The sequence below is a fragment of the Sphingomonas arabinosi genome, from assembly GCF_036663715.1.
Lineage (GTDB): Bacteria > Pseudomonadota > Alphaproteobacteria > Sphingomonadales > Sphingomonadaceae > Sphingomonas.
The window spans coordinates 100,284-115,776 of the sequence record NZ_JAXOJN010000012.1; the positions used below are offsets into that span (position 1 = coordinate 100,284).

Sequence of the window (15,493 nt, forward strand, 5' to 3'; positions counted from 1 at the left end):
TATCGCAAGCATGGGAGGTTGCGTTCTCAGGACCGAAACCAACCTCCCATTCCCATCCCCTTAGAGCCCGAAGCGCAGCGTCGCGCGGAAATCGCGACCGGCGAGCGGTGCGAAGTCCTTGAGGAAGCTCGTCGCGCGGCGTGCGTTCACGTCGAACAGGTTGTTCGCGCTCAGCAGCAACGTCGTCTTCGAATCCTTGCCGAACGGGCTGAGGCCGATCGAGGCGTTGACCATCGTATAGTCGTTGGTCTTCGTCTCGAACGCGGCGATGCGGTTCTGGTCGAAGACGTGCTCGACCTCGACGCGGCCGTTCAGCCGGTCGCCCTGTGCCTCGATCCCACCGAGCACGCGCATCGGCGGGATACGCGGGACCGGGCCCTGGTCGACGATGTTGGCGTGGACGTAATCGCCCAGCACGTCGGCATTGACCGCATAGCCGCCGATCTGCGCGACCTTTACCGACGCATCCGCCTCGAACCCGTAATAGCGGGCGTCGGCCTGCTGATACTGGAAGCAGGGCAGGTCGACGGTCCGGCCCGAAGGATCGGCGGCCGCCTGACACACCGACGACGCGACCTGGTTCTCCGAAATGTAGTTCGAGAACCAGTTGTAATAGGCCGACGCGTCGAAGCTGAAGCCGTCGCCATGCGCGTGCAGCGTACCTTCGAGGCCCCAGGACTTCTCGAGCCGGAAGTTCGGGTTGCCGAGTTCATACGCCTGCGTGCCGGCATGCGCGCCGTTCGCGAACAACTCCTCGGCAGACGGTGCGCGCTCGGTGCGCGAGCCGTTCAGGCCGACGCGGATGCTGTCGGTCAGCGCGTAGGACGCACCGAGCGACCCCGAGACCGAGTGATAGCTCTGGCTTCCGCGGAAGAAGCGCAGATCGTCCTCGGGCGTGCGCGCGGCGAGATCCGTGATCTCGTAACGCACGCCACCCTCGGCGCGGAACTTGCCGGACTCGTATTGTTGCAGCGTGAAGAGCCCGGTCTGGTTGGTCTCGTTCTTCGGCAGGAAGGCTTCCTCACCGGCCACGTTGAAAATCCGGTTGTAGAACTGGACGCCCGACGCGCCCTGCCAACCGCCACGGTTCGCCTGTATGACCTCCAAGCGTCCTTCGAGGCCCTTGTTGTAGAAGGCGGTACCGACGGAGTTGTCCTCCTCCAGCTCGAAATGGCGATAGCTTGCCTGCCCGACGCGGACGCGGATCTTGCTGAGCACGTCGCCGCCGGTGTCGATCTCGCCGCGCAGGTCGACGCGGTTCTGGACTACGTCGAGGCGCGGCGCCTCCTGCTCCTGGCCGGGTTGCGTGGCGTAGCGGATCGGCACACCGTAGAGACTGTCATAGTGGCGGTACGAGATGCCGAGATTGCCGTTGTCGGTGATGATCGACGCGCCAGCGCCGGCCGTCCAGGTCTCCGACTGCGTGTTGGGAAGCTTGCCCTTCAACTGCGCCGACGCGGCATAGTCGATCGGATCGGCTTCGTTCGGGTCGACCGGCTGCGCGGCGGTCGCCAGCGCCTGTGCACGCGCGTCGCGCGACAGGATATAGCCGCCGGTGCGCAGGTCGCCCGACTTCAGGTACGATCCATCGGCGTGTAGCACGAGGTGCCGGCCGACCGCGACGTCGCCGGCCATGCCGCCGGAGCGTTCGTTCGCCGCCGAGCCGTAATTGGCGATGCCGTTCACCCGGTAGCCGTTCTCCGGCACCGACCGTGGGATGCGCGTGTCGATGACGTTGACGACGCCGCCGACCGCCGACGTGCCGTACAGCAATGCGCTGGGCCCGCGGAGGATCTCGATGCGCTCGGCAAGCAGCGGATCGATGATGACCGCGTGGTCGACCGAGGTGTTCGACACGTCGATCGAGCCGATACCGTCGGTCAGCACGCGAATGCGATCACCCTGGAAGCCGCGCAGGATCGGGCGCGAAGCGCTCGGCCCGAACGAGCTGGCCGACACGCCGGGCTGGCGCGCGAGCGTTTCGCCGATCGACGGGCGCAACTGGCGGGTGAGTTCCTGACCTGTGAGGACGGTAGTGCCCTGAAGGACGTCGCGCTCGCTGGTCTGGATCGGCGCGGTGACGATGATGTCGCGCTGGTTGGTCGATCCGACCGACGCCGGAGCGGGGGCCGGCGTGGCAGGATCCGTCGCGACGGTCTGGGCGTGCGCCTGAGAGGATAGGAGCGCAGCCAGGGCGGTGGCGCCGAACAGCATCGTCTTCATGGAATTCCCTTGTGTCGTCCCTGTACGACCAATCGGGTATATTTGATGATACATCATATCAAGTGACAATTATGCCATGTAGGCTAATGGCGCCGCGACTGTTGCCGCGATGCAACATGGCTTGGTGTCATCCGCGGGGACCGAAATGCCCGTCGTCATCCTGACAAAAGTCAGGATCCGGAGGCATGATCGACGGCGTCCTTCATCCTGGGTCCTGACTTTCGTCAGGATGACGGATAACGGATGACGGCGATGGCAAAGGACAGGGGGGCGACTGCTCCCCCGGCAACCCTACGCCGAGACGATCAACTCCTTGATCCGCCCGGCGAGCGCTTCCATCGCGAACGGCTTGGTCATGACGTGCATCCCTGGGTCGAGATGCCCGTTCCCTACGACCGCGTTCTCGGCATAGCCGGTGATGAAGAGGATCTTCAGGTCAGGCCGCCCGACGCGCGCTGCATCCGCCATCTGTCGTCCGTTCATACCGCCCGGCAACCCGACGTCGGTCACCAGCAGGTCGACGCGCAGGTCCGATTGCAACAGCTTCAGCCCCGCCGCGCCATCCGCCGCCTCGATCGCCGCATAACCGAGTTCCTCCAGCACCTCGACGACCAGCATTCGGACCGTCGGCTCGTCGTCGACCACGAGTACGGTCTCGCCGGCCTGCGCGCGCGGGGCGTCGGACAGTTCGACTTCGGGAGCAGCGTCTTCGGCAGTACCGAAGTGGCGCGGGAGATAGACGCAGACGTTGGTCCCTTCGCCGACCTCGGAATAGATTCGGACATGACCGCCCGATTGCCGCGCGAACCCGTAGATCATCGACAGGCCGAGACCGGTACCGAGCCCCAGCGGCTTGGTCGTGAAGAAAGGATCGAACGCCTTCGCGATCACCTCGGGTGTCATGCCGGTGCCGGTATCCGACACGCACAACGAGACGTACTGCCCCGGATCGAGTTCGCGTTCGCGCGCCGTCCGTGCGTCGATCCAGCGGTTTGCGGTCTCGATCGTCAGCCGCCCGCCCTCGGGCATCGCATCGCGCGCGTTGATGCACAGGTTGAGGAGCGCGTTCTCCAACTGGTTGGGATCGACCAGCGTCGCCCACAGCCCGACCGACTCCACCACTTCGACCTCGACTTCGGGCCCGACCGTCCGCCGCACCAGATCCTCCAGCCCCGATACCAGCCGGTTGACGTCGGTCGGCTTCGGATCGAGCGTCTGTCGGCGCGAGAAGGCGAGCAGCCGGTGGGTCAGCGCAGCGGCACGCTTGGCAGCACCTTGCGCGGCTAGCGAATAGCGCTCGACATCGTTCAGCCGGCCTTGCGCAATCCGTATCCCAAGCAGTTCCAAGCTGCCGGTAATGCCGGTCAGTAAATTGTTGAAATCATGCGCGATCCCGCCGGTGAGCTGGCCGACTGCCTCCATCTTCTGGCTTTGCCGCAACGCCTCCTCGACCTGCATCAGTTCGCGCGTGCGCGTCGCGACCTGTTCCTCCAGCGTTTCGTTCCACTGCGCCAGTTGTGCGGTCTGACGGCGACTATCGTCAATGTCGGTATTGGTGCCGACCCAGCGCAGGATCGTGCCGTCGGACGCCCGAACCGCGTCCGCGCGGACAAGGAACCACCGATATTCACCGTCTTTGCTGCGTGCGCGATATTCGACGCTATACCGGTCACCGGTTGCGAGGGAATGGTTCCAAGCTTCTGCGGCAGCGGGATAATCGTCTGGATGGACACGGTCCCGCCAGGTGCCGGCGGCGCCAAGCGAACCGGGTTCTAGGCCGTTGAATACGTAGACCTGACGGTTGAACCAATAAAGGTCGCCGTTCGGTCGGGCCGCCCAGATCTGGTTCGGCACGGCTTCGGCAAAGACCCGGAACTGTTCCTCGCTCTCGCGACGCGCCGCTTCCGCCCGCAGTCGTTCGCTGGCTGTCCTTACCCGCTCGGCGACTTCGCGCATCAGTGCCAGATCGTCATCCGTCCAGACCCGCGGCGCCCTGTGGTTCACATAGAGGAGCGCCACCAAATCCTCGTGTTCGACCAGTGGCATGTTCACGAACGACGCTGCGCTGATCGCCTTGAGCATATCGGCCGTATCGCGGGTCCGGGGATCGAGGTCGGCATCCGCGATGGCCACGGTCCGCCCGGCCTTCAGATCCTCGATGTACGAGCCATAGTCGCGAAACTGCAGCGTCCCGGCGAGCGTCGTGATCCCCGGCGCGTTCCAGTCGCGCTCGACGGTGATCGTTTCGTTACTCTTGTCGATCACGCCGTAGCCGACCCGGCTCACCTGCAGCGCCTTGCCCAGGATTGCCGACGCGGCATAGGCGATCTCGTCGGGTTCGATCAGGTCGCGGATTGCGTCGCTGAGTTCCAGCAGGGCACTCTGCCTCAGGTCAGCCTGCTTGCGCTTGGTGATATCGAAGCTGACGCCAGGAAAGCGTAACGGCGTGCCGTCGGCGGCGAGCCGGCAACGGCCTTGCGCGGCGACCCAGCGAACCGCGCCGTCCGGCTGGACCAACCGGTACTCGGCTGCGAAATCGCTGCCACCCTCGAGCGCATCGGCGATTGCGGCGCGGGTCGCAGGCAGGTCGTCGGGGTGAATGCCGCCGAAAAATCGTTCGAGTGGCGCGCCCTTGCGTCCGAGTTCCTCGGGAACGCCGTAGAGGCGCGAGAAGCGGTCGTCGGCCTTCACACGATCGTTCGGAACGTCCCAGTCCCAGGTGCCGATACCGTTGCCGGCCGCGAGCGCCTGGTGGAGCCGCTCTTCGCTTTCCTGCGCGGCAATGGCGGCCCGGCGCTGGGCGGACACGTCCGTGAACAGCACCGCGACGAGGTGCGGCGCGGCAGCGCCTATCGGGAAGGCATGGACGTCGAACCACCGATCCATCGGGTCCGAACCATGATCGAACCGTGCCGGTTCGCCTGTCAGCGCGACCTTGCCATAGGTGTCGAACCAGACGCGCTCGAGATCCGGAACGAGTTCGCTCGCGGTTCGACCGACCGCGTCGACCAGTCCGGTCTGGCTTTCGAACCGCGGATTGACCTCGACAAAGCGGTAGTCGGTCGCGCGATCGCCGTCGAACACCATCTCGATAATGCAGAACCCCGCGTCGATCGCTTCGAACAACGCGTCGTAACGTTCTTGGGCCGGATTGGCACGCTCAGCCTGGGTCGTCGGTCGTAACATCGTATCTCGAAGGTCGGAGGACGCGACCTTACGCAACAAGGCCGGCGAGCAAACGCACCAACGAGAGTTCCGATCCCGTGGTTAGACCGGGTGCGCTGTGACCCGTTCGAGCGCGACCGGCAACAGCCGGGCGAGGCGATCGGCCCACGCTGCGCAGTCCTCGGCAGACTCCAGCAGATCCTGTCGTATCTCGATCTCGGCATAGCCGCGGGCAGGGTAGGCATGCCGCGGAATGGTGTAGTCGATCAGGTCCATCCGGTAAGGTTCGTTGTCGCCGACCGTCAGGTCGCCTTCGGTCCGCAACACCGCCAGCAGGGCCTGTGCGAACCTCGTGTCGCCGCCGTCGTGGAGAATGCCGATTTGCCACGGACGCGCCTGGTCCCGGAGCGGCCCGCTCATCATCGGGGTGAAGCTGTGCAGCGCGATCAGCGTCGTAGGAAGTCCGAGTGCATCGCGTCGCGCCAGTTCGGCATCGATCGCGGCGTGGTAAGGCTCGTGGATCTCGCTGAACCGTGCCGCACGATCCGCTTCGCTCAGCGCGGCATTGGCCGGCACGACCGTGCCGTCGCTGACCGCGGCGATGACGTCCGGCTGATCCGGGCTGCGGTTGCAATCGATCACCAGCCGCGAATAGCTCTGGCGGACGAATACAGCGTCGAGCCGCTCCGCCAATGCCACGCCAAGTTCACCCACGCCGATGTCCCAGCCGATATGGCGAGACAGTTCCGCATCGCTCAGGCCCAGCGACCCGAGCCGTGCCGGTACCGCTTTCCCGGCATGGTCGCCGATCAGCAGGAACGATGACGCGCCTGCCGGGTTGATCACCGTGACCGGAGAGGTATCCTCGGTCGTTAGCAGCGATTGGCTGACATTGCTGTTCATGCGACACGGACCCTGGATGCCATCTCTAACGCTCTCCCACGTAACGAAATACTCCTACCGCCAGCCGGTAGCGTTTGGCGAGCATCGGATCATGGTTCGGCCGCGGGAAAGCTATGACCAGCACCTGATCGACGCCCAGTTGACGATCTCCCCGGAGCCGTCGGACATTCGCTGGTTGCAGGACGTGTTCGGCAACTCCGTGGCGATCGCGACGTTCGACAAGCGCGCGAAGGATCTCGTCATCGACAGCCGAATACGGCTGAACCACAGTCCGGCCGAACTGCAGAACGTCGATATCGAACGTTACGCGCGTTTCTATCCGTTCACTTATTCGTCCGAGGAAATGCCCGACCTGCTGCGGTCGATCGAGCGCCAGCATCATGATCCGCTGCGCGAGATCGACACCTGGGCGCGGCGTTTCGTCAGCACCGGGGGGCAGACCGATACGCTGGCGATGCTGTCGGAGATGACCGCCGCTATCAAGCGCGAGTTCACCTATGTGCCGCGGCCCGAGAAAGGCACGCAGTCGCCGATGGAGACGCTCGCGATGCGCAAGGGCACGTGCCGCGACTATGCGATGCTGATGATCGAGGCGGTCCGCGCGCTCGGCTTCGCGGCGCGCTTCATCTCGGGCTATGTCTACAACCCCAGCAGCCGCGAGCAGCGCACCGGAGGCGGCAACACCCATGCCTGGGTCCGCGTCTATCTTCCCGGTTCGGGCTGGGTCGAGTTCGATCCAACCAACGGTATCGTCGGCAATCGCGGCCTGATCCGCGTCGCGGTCGCGCGCGACATTTACCAGGCGGTGCCGATCTCGGGCACCTGGAGCGGGTTTCCGGGAAGCTTTCTCGACATGAGCGTGTCCGTGAACATCGCCGTCGACGATGCCGCCACGGGCGATGCCAACAATTCTCAACACACGGCGATAACGGCCTGAACCGGGGGACTTCTATGCTGATCAGGGCAGGCTATAACATTCGATTTGAAACCGACGTTGCGACTCCGATGATGGCGATGCTCAGCCTGCATCCGTCGCGGAACAAGGACCTCGTCACCCCGCACCGGATCGTCGACGATCCCGACGTGCCGGCCTATGATTATCTCGATGCGTTCGGCAACGTCTGCACGCGGATCACGGTGCCGAAGGGCGGCCTGACGCTGTCGTGCGACTTCACCGTTCAGGACAGCGGCAAGCCCGATCCGGTGACGCCGGAGGCGATCCAGCACGCGGTCGAGGATCTTCCCGACGACATCCTGATCTATCTGCTCGGCAGCCGCTATTGCGAGACGGACCGCCTGTCCGAGACGGCGTGGTCGTTGTTCGGGCATGTCCCCGCGGGCTGGCAGCGCGTCCAGGCGATCGTCGACTTCGCGCATGACCATGTCGAGTTCGGCTATCACTTCGCCCGTCCGACCAAGACTGCATGGGACGTCTATCAGGAACGCCAGGGCGTGTGCCGCGATTTCGCGCATCTCGCGATCACGCTGTGCCGCTGCATGAACATTCCGGCACGCTATTGCACCGGCTATCTGGGCGATATCGGCATCCCGCCGGTCGACGCGCCGATGGATTTTTCCGCCTGGTTCGACGTGTATCTCGGCGGCACCTGGCATACGTTCGACGCGCGCCATAATCGACCGCGGATCGGCCGCATCCTTATGGCGCGGGGCAGGGACGCGACCGATACCGCGCTGACCACGACCTTCGGTCCGGCACGCCTGGTCGGTTTCGACGTCCATACGGACGAAGTCGGTCTCGAAGCCCGCGCCGATGGTGTAGCGCCAACGAAGTAATCCCACCGTAGCGTCAAGTTAGGTCTTGTCGCGGCAGCCGCGATGGGCCTAACGCCACCGATCCCTTAACTTATGCTGCGATGCACAACATGACCTCGACCCCAGATCAGTCCGCTCCCTCCAACGCGAACGCGCTGCTATTGCAGGCGATCGCGCTGCGCCAGTGCATCACGGCAACCTATAACCGGATGGTCTGCACGTTGGCGCCGCACATTCTCTATACCAAGCATGACGACGTGTTCGTCGACGCGATCACGCTGGAACGCGACGGTCAGCCACCGAAGGAAATCAAGCTCGGCACGTTCAAGCTCGCAGGGCTGAAGGATATCGAGGTCATCGACCGCCCGTTCGTCCCCGACGCGATCTTCAACCCCGGCGACATCAAGTACGACCGGGTGACCCTGTTCGTCGTCGACCGCACCTAAGCCTAAATCCTCCCCCTCGCAGGGGGAGGATCAGATAGCGTCACATCGCAGGCGGCAACCATGCCGTCTCGATCTCGCCGTACCGATCGGTAAATCCGGTAGCCGCGACCAGCGCCGCTTCGTCGACGATCCGTACCCGTCGTCCGGTGCGCTCGATAACGCCCGTCTTCTCCAGCGCGCGGATCGTCCGGTTTACGTGGACCTTGGTCAGCCCCAGCGCGTCGCCGATATCGGTCTGCGTGAGCGGCAGGTCGAACGAGTCGACGATCCCGCCTGCCGTGACCCGCAACTGTGCGATGATGTCGAGCAACAGCGTCGACAGCCGTTCGCTCGCACCCATCCGCCCGATCGTCGTCAGCCGGTCGCTCATCGCGACGTTCTCGGCCGCGGCGATCGCGTAGAGCAGCCCGGCAATGCGCGGCTGCGCGCGGAACAGAAGGCCGAGTTCGGTCTTGGGCAAATCGATCACGATGCAGTCGGAGATCGCGGTCAGCGTCGCCGCCGCCTGCGACCACGCCATGCTCGACGTCCCGATCAGGTCGCCCGCATAATGAAACCGCAGGATCTGGCGCCCGCCGGTGACCAGCTTCGCCGAGGAATGCAGCCACCCCTGGCGCACGACGTACAGCGCGTGGCTTTCACCGCCTTCCGCGACCAGGACGTCGCCCGCGCGTAGCCGCCGCTCGCCGCGTTCGGCGTGGAGGATCGCCTCGCGTTCGGCGTCGGTGAGATCGAGATGCCGCCCTAGTCGTGCGATCAAACCGCTCAATTGCATGCTTCACCCTTTTCCCTGCCCGCGCGCCGCTCTTGCCGGTCACGTCGCCAAATAATCGTGTCGCGCGTCATGGTTCGCGCGATCCTTCCAGAATATATCGACGGCAATACGACGCCGTCATCGTGACTGTCCTAACGCGCTTTCGAGCACCGGCGCAACGCGAGCGGCGATCCGGTCGACCCCGGTCCGGTTCGGATGGACACGGTCCGCCTGCATCAGTCCGGCATTGCCGATGACGCCGTCGAGGATGAACGGGTACAGCGTGGCATCATAGGATTTGGCCAAGTCGGTCCATATGCTGTTGAACTGGCGCGAATACTCCGGACCGAGATTAGGCGGCGCCATCATGCCCGTAAGCATCACCGGAATGCCCCGACGCTTCGCCTCGTCCATCATCGCCGTCATGTTGGCGCGCGTTTCGTCCGGCGATATCTGGCGGAGAACATCGTTGCCGCCGAGCCCCAACAGAATCAGGTCCGGTTTGCGCTTCATGTTGTCGAGCGCGAACGCGAACCGCTGCCGTCCCGCCGCGCTGGTATCGCCAGACACCCCGGCATTGACGATCGTCGCGTTGATCCCGTCCTTGCGCAACCGGTCCCGCAAGGCATCGGGCAGGCTCTGCCCGCGGTCGAGGCCATAGCCGGCATACAGGCTGTCACCAAAGGCGAGGATAACGCGCTCCGGACCCTGCGGCGCTGGCGTCGCAGCAACTGGCGCGATCGTGTTCGTCGCGGGCGGCGGGGCAGGGATCTCGGGTGTCCGGTCGCAGCCGGCCAGCAACCCCGCTTGGAGAAGCGCCAGTCCGCCCCCATAAAGAGGCCAGCGTCGCATCTGTTTCTCCAAAATATTGGTCTCCATGTTCGAACCTGCTTCCGCCGATATGGTGATCTCGGTGCGCGATGTCACGCTGACACTCGGCGCATCGACTGCCGCGACGACGATCCTCAAGGGCATCGATCTCGACATTGCCCAGGGCGCCAGCGTCGCGCTGCTCGGGCCATCGGGGTCGGGCAAATCGTCGCTGATGGCCGTGCTCTCCGGACTGGAGCGGGCGACCAGCGGTCGGGTCCAGGTGGCGGGGCTCGACTTCGGCAAGCTCGACGAGGATGCCCTCGCGCGCGCGCGCCGCGGTCGGATCGGCATCGTCCTGCAGGCCTTCCACCTGCTGCCGACGATGACCGCGCTCGAAAACGTCGCGGTGCCGATGGAACTGGCCGGGATGCCCGACGCGTTCGAGCGAGCGGAAGTCGAACTCGCGGCTGTCGGCCTGTCGCATCGGATCGGCCATTATCCCACTCAGTTGTCGGGTGGTGAGCAACAGCGGGTGGCGATCGCCCGCGCGCTAGGCCCGCGTCCGGCACTCGTCTTCGGCGACGAACCGACCGGCAACCTCGACGCCGCCACCGGCGCCTCGGTCATGGACCTGTTGTTCGATCGCCGCGCTGCAACCGGCGCCACGCTGATCATCATCACCCACGATCCGGTGCTGGCGGCGCGGTGCGATCGCACTGTCGAATTGAGCGATGGCCGTATCGTAGCGGACCGTTTGCGGTGAGCGAATGGCGACTGGCGTGGCGGCTTGCATGTCGCGAACTCGATCTTCGGTTTCGCGGGCTGCGGCTTTTGCTCGCATGCCTGTTCCTTGGCGTCGGCGCCCTGGCCGCGATCGGCAGCCTGACGCAGTCGATCGACGGCGAGCTTGCGGCGCGCGGCAGCGCGATCCTCGGTGGGGACGTCGAGTTCGGTACGTCGCAGCGCGCCGCCACCCCTGACGAGCGCACGGCGATGGCGCGGCTCGGCAGGGTGTCCGAAACAGTACGAATGCAGGCGACCGCGATCCGCGGCACCAACAGCGTCCCGGTCCAACTCAAGGGCGTTGATGCGGTCTATCCGCTCTACGGCACGCTAGCCGTACAGGGAGGATCGGTCGCGAAGGTCGACGATCCCAAGGCGATCTGGATCGCTCCGGCCTTGGCGCAGAGGCTCGGCGTCGGAACCGGAGCGCGCATACGCCTAGGAATCGCCGACTTCACCGTCGCCGGCGTGATCGCGAACGAACCGGACCGGCTCGGCGAAGGCTTCACGCTCGGCCCCGTCGCGATCGTCTCGATGGCGGGCATAGCGCGGACCGGTCTGGTCCAGCCGGGCAGCCTGTACGAAAGCAAGTACCGCGTTCGGCTCTCCCCAAGTGCTTCGCCGGCGACCGCAGTCGATCGGTTCAAGGCGGCGTTCCCGACCGGCGGCTGGGAAACCAAGACGCGCGATCGTGCGGCGCCCGGTGCCGAACGCTTCGTCGATCGCATGGGCCAGTTCCTGTTGCTGGTCGGGCTGTCCGCACTCGTCATCGCCGGGATCGGCGTCGGCAACGGCGTGTCTTCCTACCTAGCCGCCCGCCGCAGCAGCATCGCGGCGTTGAAGGTCCTCGGCGCGACGTCCGGTCTGATCGCCAAGATCTATCTTCTGGAGGTTTGTGTCGTCGCGGCGATGGGGATCGTCCTCGGGCTGGTCGCGGGCGCGGTGACGGTGCCGTTGATCGTCTGGCTCGCGGGCGACGTGCTGCCGGTCGCGCCGCAGTTCTCGCTCCAGTTCGCGCCGCTCGCGTTGGCCGCGGCCTATGGCATGCTGATTGCGCTCGCCTTCACCGCACCGCCCCTGATCGAGGCGGGCAGCATTCCCGCCGCGGGCCTGTTGCGCGGGGTCTTTGGCAACCGGTCCGTCCCGTTGCGCCGAACCTTGCCCTGGGTCCTTGGTGCCGGAGCGGCGATCGTCGCGCTAGCCCTGTCGACCGCGGAACAGCCCGGCCTCAGCGCAGGCTTCCTCGCGGCAGTGGCCGGCGTGCTGCTGGTATTGGCGGCGTTCGGCTGGGCGGTACGCCGGATCGCCGCAGCGCTTCCCCGCTCGCGCAAGCCGTTGTTGCGGCTTGCTATCGCCGGACTGCATCGCCCCGGCGCGCGAACCGGCACCCTGGTCGTCGCACTCGGCCTCGGCCTCACGCTGTTCGTACTGCTTGCCGGCATCCGCACCAGCATCGACGCGAACATCGCGCTCACCGTCCCCAAGCGCGCACCGGCGCTGTTCGCATTGGACGTACCGCCCGACCGCGAGACGGAGTTCCGCCGGACGATCGAAGGCGTGGCGACCCGCCCGTCGATCCGCACCGTCCCCGCAATGCGTGGCACGATCACCGGCTACGGCACGACGCGCGTCGCCGACCTCAAGACCCTCCCCGAGGGCGCATGGGCATTGCGCGGCGAGCGCGGGCTGACCTACTCCGCGGCTTTGCCCGAGGGCAGCGAACTCACCGCCGGTCGGTGGTGGGCGGGTGACTATAAGGGGCCGCCGCTGGTCTCGATCGACGAGCGACTGGCTAAGGTGCTTGCGCTCAAGATCGGCGATCCGCTCAGCTACACTTTGCTTGGCGTCGAGCGGACCGCGCGGATCGCGTCGTTCCGCCGGATCAGTTGGGATACGCTCGGCTTCAACTTCGTGATGGTGTTCTCGCCCAACGCGATCGAGGACGCGCCGCACAATCTCGCCGCGACGATCGAGCTTGCACCGGGACAGGAGGCGCCAGTGATGCGGGCGCTATTGCCGCGTTTCCCGTCCGTGTCGGTGATCGAGGTTCGCGGCGTGCTCGGCCAGGTCCGGGACATCGTCTCGCAGATGGCGACCGCGATCACGGCAGCCGCGTCGGTGGCGATTCTTGCCGGGGTCGCCGTGTTGATCGGCGCGATCGCCGCGGCGCGAGAGGCGCGTACCTATGACGGCGTGATCCTGCGCACGCTCGGTGCGACGCGGGGGCAGGTGCTCGCAGTGCAGGCGCTCGAATACGCGTTTCTCAGCATCGTGTTATCGGCGCTCGCTTTGCTGCTGGGTCTCGGTGGCGCGTGGTATGTCGTCACGCAACTCTTCACGTTCGAATGGCGGCCGGATTATGTGACGGTGTTGGCGACGCTGTTGGGTGGTGCCGGGTTGACGATGGCTATCGGACTGATCGGCGCTTGGCCTATTCTCGGTGCCCGGCCGGCGCAGGCGTTGCGGCAACTTTAAGGGCACGTTTGTGCCCGCGCGGCGTTGGGCCGGAATATACCGGACCGAGGGGCAAGACGCTGAGCACGAGTGAATCACGATCCGAGCATGAGGCTACCAGTCCCTGGTCGATGTCGGCACGCGAATGGTGGAAGGTCCTGAAGCGCACCTGGGCCGAGGGCAACGACGACAATATCGGTCTGATAGCGGCCGGTACCGCCTTTTACGGGTTCGCCGCGATCGTCCCGCTGTTGGCGTGAGTCGTGCTGATCTATGGCCTGGTTGCGGACACGGCGACCGTGGTCGCGAACATCCGCGCGCTATTTAACGTCCTTCCCGACGACGCTGCCCGGGTGATCGGCGACCAACTCGCAACGGTCGTCAACACGTCGGAAGGCAAGAAGGGTTTCGGCCTCGTCATCGCACTGGGCATCGCGCTGTACGGTGGCACCAAGGGCGCGTCGTCGATCGTCACCGCGCTCAACATTGCTTACGAGGAGAAGGAAACGCGCGGGTTCATTGCCCTCTACCTGCTCGCCTTCGCGATCACCGGGGGCGCGGTCCTGTTGGCCTTGGTCGCTGCGCTGTCGACTGCGGCATTCGCGCTTCTCGACAGCCTGATCCCGGGTGCTCCGGACATTCTGCTGCTGGCGATCCGTCTGGTAAGTTACGGCGTGCTTGCTTCGTTGGGCGTCACGGCGGCTGCATGCCTGTACCGGTTCGGCCCCAACCGTCGCAAGGCCAAGTGGGCGTGGCTGACCCCCGGATCGTTGGCCGCGACGTTGGTCTGGCTGGGCGCTACGATAGGGTTCGGGATCTACGTTTCGCGCTTCGGCAATTACGGCGCGACCTATGGCTCGCTGAGCGCGGTCATCGTATTGCTGACATGGCTATGGCTATCCGCCTACGTCTTCCTGCTCGGCGCAGAGCTGAATTCGGAGCTCGAGCACCAGACGACCGCCGATACGACGACCGGCATTCCGACACCGATGGGTACACGAGGTGCAACTGTCGCCGACACCGTTGCAACCGAAGCCAAAAGCAAAGCCGCGCCGCGACCAGTTACCCGGCCTGCGGAGCCAAGCGGGGCAGGGGTCTTGGCGGTCGCCCGTCTAAGCGGTGCGCATGCAGGCTTACCCGCATCGCTTCTGGCGATCGGCGGTCTCCGGTCCATCCGCCGCGGTTCGCCAGTCGCGGGTCTTGGGATGATGGCGATCGGTGCAGCTCTGGCACACCGCAAGCGCGCAGCGCCGCGCAAGACGGCACCGGGCCCGCAAGCGAAGGCCAAATGAGCTATGGGCGCTCGATCAAGCTGTTCTTCGACGGCGGCTGTCGGCCGAACCCAGGTGAGATCGAATGCGCCGTAGTCTGTAAGGGGATCGCCCACTACCTGCATGATCTCGGTACCGGCACCAACAGCGACGCCGAATGGTTGGCCGCGATCCATGCATTGGAAGTCGCGGCACAAAACGGTGATCGCGATATCACGCTACTTGGCGATTCCACGCTGGTCGTAACGCAAGCCAATGGAACGGCGCGGTGCCGCTCGGAAGCACTCGAAGCACACCGTGCGCGGTTCGCCGAGATAGCCGTCGGTTTCGACCGCGTCCGCATACGCTATATCGGTCGGACCCAGAACCTCGCCGGTATCGCGCTTGCCAAGCTACATCCGCGATGACCCACAGGTTCGGATAAGAAGCCCGTTCGGCGCGTTGAGGCCTAGATTTCCGAAAACTGACCTGAAACTGTAAAAAACCGTTTGACGGTTCTGTGAGGTGGTCTTAGAGGGGTGTCACCGCAGCGGAGTGCCTTAACGGTTACCGCGGCGGTCGCAAAAAACCAGATGCTCCAAATCTTCCGCAAGGGGGGTTATGCGAGTGTCGGTATTTTTGTCGGCTCTTTGACATTGTAGGTTAAGATGAAGGGACATGTGGGCGGCGGCTTGCGGTTCTCGGGCTCCTCAAGGGTTCGGGGTATCGTTTAAAGCTAAGTCGTTCTCATATGTCCTTCACATATTCCATATGTAATCGGCGGTCGTTGTGGTGTTCGCACTATGACGGTCGTCTGAATGATATTGTGCAGAGCGGCTCCTTGAGATGGGCTGGTTGATCGTGGAATTCCACTGCGATTGGCTGGTGACATAAACTTGAGAGTTTGATCATGGCTCAGAATGAACGCT

The 15,493-nt window shown here is 64.8% G+C and carries 13 protein-coding genes; 8 read left to right on the plus strand and 5 right to left on the minus strand.

All coding sequences use genetic code 11. The features are described from left to right. Positions 1–60: 60 nt before the first annotated feature. From U1708_RS16895 to U1708_RS16905, 3 genes are all read right to left on the minus strand, one after another. Positions 61–2,223, minus strand: a complete 2,163-nt coding sequence (locus U1708_RS16895) for a TonB-dependent receptor (RefSeq protein ID WP_332747127.1) — start codon at positions 2,221–2,223, stop codon at positions 61–63. A gap of 291 nt (positions 2,224–2,514) precedes the next feature. Next, the gene (locus U1708_RS16900) at positions 2,515–5,409 is read right to left on the minus strand and encodes a PAS domain-containing protein (protein ID WP_332747128.1); all 2,895 of its coding nucleotides are present in this window, start codon (positions 5,407–5,409) and stop codon (positions 2,515–2,517) included. A gap of 81 nt (positions 5,410–5,490) precedes the next feature. Beyond that, the gene (locus U1708_RS16905) at positions 5,491–6,291 is read right to left on the minus strand and encodes an N-formylglutamate amidohydrolase (protein WP_332747129.1); all 801 of its coding nucleotides are present in this window, start codon (positions 6,289–6,291) and stop codon (positions 5,491–5,493) included. Between the two features lie 16 nt (positions 6,292–6,307). Between U1708_RS16905 and U1708_RS16910 the strand changes: the two genes are divergently transcribed. The 3 genes from U1708_RS16910 (at position 6,308) to U1708_RS16920 (ending at position 8,510) form a co-directional block, all read left to right on the plus strand. Continuing rightward, entirely contained in the window at positions 6,308–7,228 is a 921-nt protein-coding gene (locus tag U1708_RS16910; protein ID WP_332747131.1) for a transglutaminase family protein, read from the plus strand. A 14-nt stretch (positions 7,229–7,242) separates the two neighbouring features. Then, positions 7,243–8,085 (plus strand): transglutaminase-like domain-containing protein, encoded by an 843-nt coding sequence (locus tag U1708_RS16915; protein ID WP_332747132.1) that lies wholly within the window; start codon positions 7,243–7,245, stop codon positions 8,083–8,085. A gap of 89 nt (positions 8,086–8,174) precedes the next feature. After that, complete coding sequence (locus U1708_RS16920; RefSeq protein WP_128454646.1) at positions 8,175–8,510, plus strand: hypothetical protein; 336 nt, start codon at positions 8,175–8,177, stop codon at positions 8,508–8,510. 40 nt (positions 8,511–8,550) lie between these two features. Here the strand turns inward: U1708_RS16920 and U1708_RS16925 are convergent, their stop codons facing one another. Both U1708_RS16925 and U1708_RS16930 read right to left on the minus strand, forming a co-directional pair. Beyond that, a complete protein-coding gene (locus U1708_RS16925) occupies positions 8,551–9,279 on the minus strand; it encodes a Crp/Fnr family transcriptional regulator (RefSeq protein ID WP_332747134.1) in 729 nt (242 codons plus the stop codon). A 123-nt stretch (positions 9,280–9,402) separates the two neighbouring features. Further along, a complete protein-coding gene (locus U1708_RS16930; RefSeq protein ID WP_332747136.1) occupies positions 9,403–10,116 on the minus strand; it encodes an arylesterase in 714 nt (237 codons plus the stop codon). Positions 10,117–10,141: 25 nt separating this feature from the next. On the opposite strand from U1708_RS16930, the gene U1708_RS16935 reads away from it, so the two are divergent. From U1708_RS16935 to U1708_RS16955, 5 genes are all read left to right on the plus strand, one after another. After that, positions 10,142–10,840 carry an ABC transporter ATP-binding protein gene (locus U1708_RS16935; protein ID WP_332747138.1) on the plus strand — a complete coding sequence of 233 codons (699 nt, stop codon included), beginning with the start codon at positions 10,142–10,144 and terminating at the stop codon, positions 10,838–10,840. Further along, entirely contained in the window at positions 10,837–13,335 is a 2,499-nt protein-coding gene (locus U1708_RS16940) for an ABC transporter permease (RefSeq protein ID WP_332747140.1), read from the plus strand. Before U1708_RS16935 ends, U1708_RS16940 begins: the two co-directional genes overlap by 4 nt. 110 nt (positions 13,336–13,445) lie before the next feature. After that, a complete protein-coding gene (locus U1708_RS16945; RefSeq protein WP_332747143.1) occupies positions 13,446–13,574 on the plus strand; it encodes a hypothetical protein in 129 nt (42 codons plus the stop codon). Positions 13,575–13,577: 3 nt separating this feature from the next. Further along, positions 13,578–14,606: a YihY/virulence factor BrkB family protein gene (locus U1708_RS16950; RefSeq protein WP_332747145.1), complete on the plus strand. Its 1,029-nt coding sequence runs from the start codon at positions 13,578–13,580 to the stop codon at positions 14,604–14,606. Continuing rightward, complete coding sequence (locus U1708_RS16955; protein ID WP_332747147.1) at positions 14,603–14,992, plus strand: reverse transcriptase-like protein; 390 nt, start codon at positions 14,603–14,605, stop codon at positions 14,990–14,992. Before U1708_RS16950 ends, U1708_RS16955 begins: the two co-directional genes overlap by 4 nt. Positions 14,993–15,493: the final 501 nt, after the last annotated feature.

Excerpts from the sequence above, each read along its gene's own strand:
- U1708_RS16955 (WP_332747147.1), top strand. The coding sequence starts at position 14,603 with ATGAGCTATGGGCGCTCGATCAAGCTGTTCTTCGACGGCGGCTGTCGG.
- U1708_RS16895 (WP_332747127.1), bottom strand. The coding sequence starts at position 2,223 with ATGAAGACGATGCTGTTCGGCGCCACCGCCCTGGCTGCGCTCCTATCC.
- U1708_RS16910 (WP_332747131.1), top strand. The coding sequence starts at position 6,308 with ATGCCATCTCTAACGCTCTCCCACGTAACGAAATACTCCTACCGCCAG.
- U1708_RS16930 (WP_332747136.1), bottom strand. The coding sequence starts at position 10,116 with ATGCGACGCTGGCCTCTTTATGGGGGCGGACTGGCGCTTCTCCAAGCG.
- U1708_RS16935 (WP_332747138.1), top strand. The coding sequence starts at position 10,142 with ATGTTCGAACCTGCTTCCGCCGATATGGTGATCTCGGTGCGCGATGTC.
- U1708_RS16900 (WP_332747128.1), bottom strand. The coding sequence starts at position 5,409 with ATGTTACGACCGACGACCCAGGCTGAGCGTGCCAATCCGGCCCAAGAA.
- U1708_RS16945 (WP_332747143.1), top strand. The coding sequence starts at position 13,446 with ATGTCGGCACGCGAATGGTGGAAGGTCCTGAAGCGCACCTGGGCCGAG.
- U1708_RS16915 (WP_332747132.1), top strand. The coding sequence starts at position 7,243 with ATGCTGATCAGGGCAGGCTATAACATTCGATTTGAAACCGACGTTGCG.
- U1708_RS16905 (WP_332747129.1), bottom strand. The coding sequence starts at position 6,291 with ATGAACAGCAATGTCAGCCAATCGCTGCTAACGACCGAGGATACCTCT.
- U1708_RS16920 (WP_128454646.1), top strand. The coding sequence starts at position 8,175 with ATGACCTCGACCCCAGATCAGTCCGCTCCCTCCAACGCGAACGCGCTG.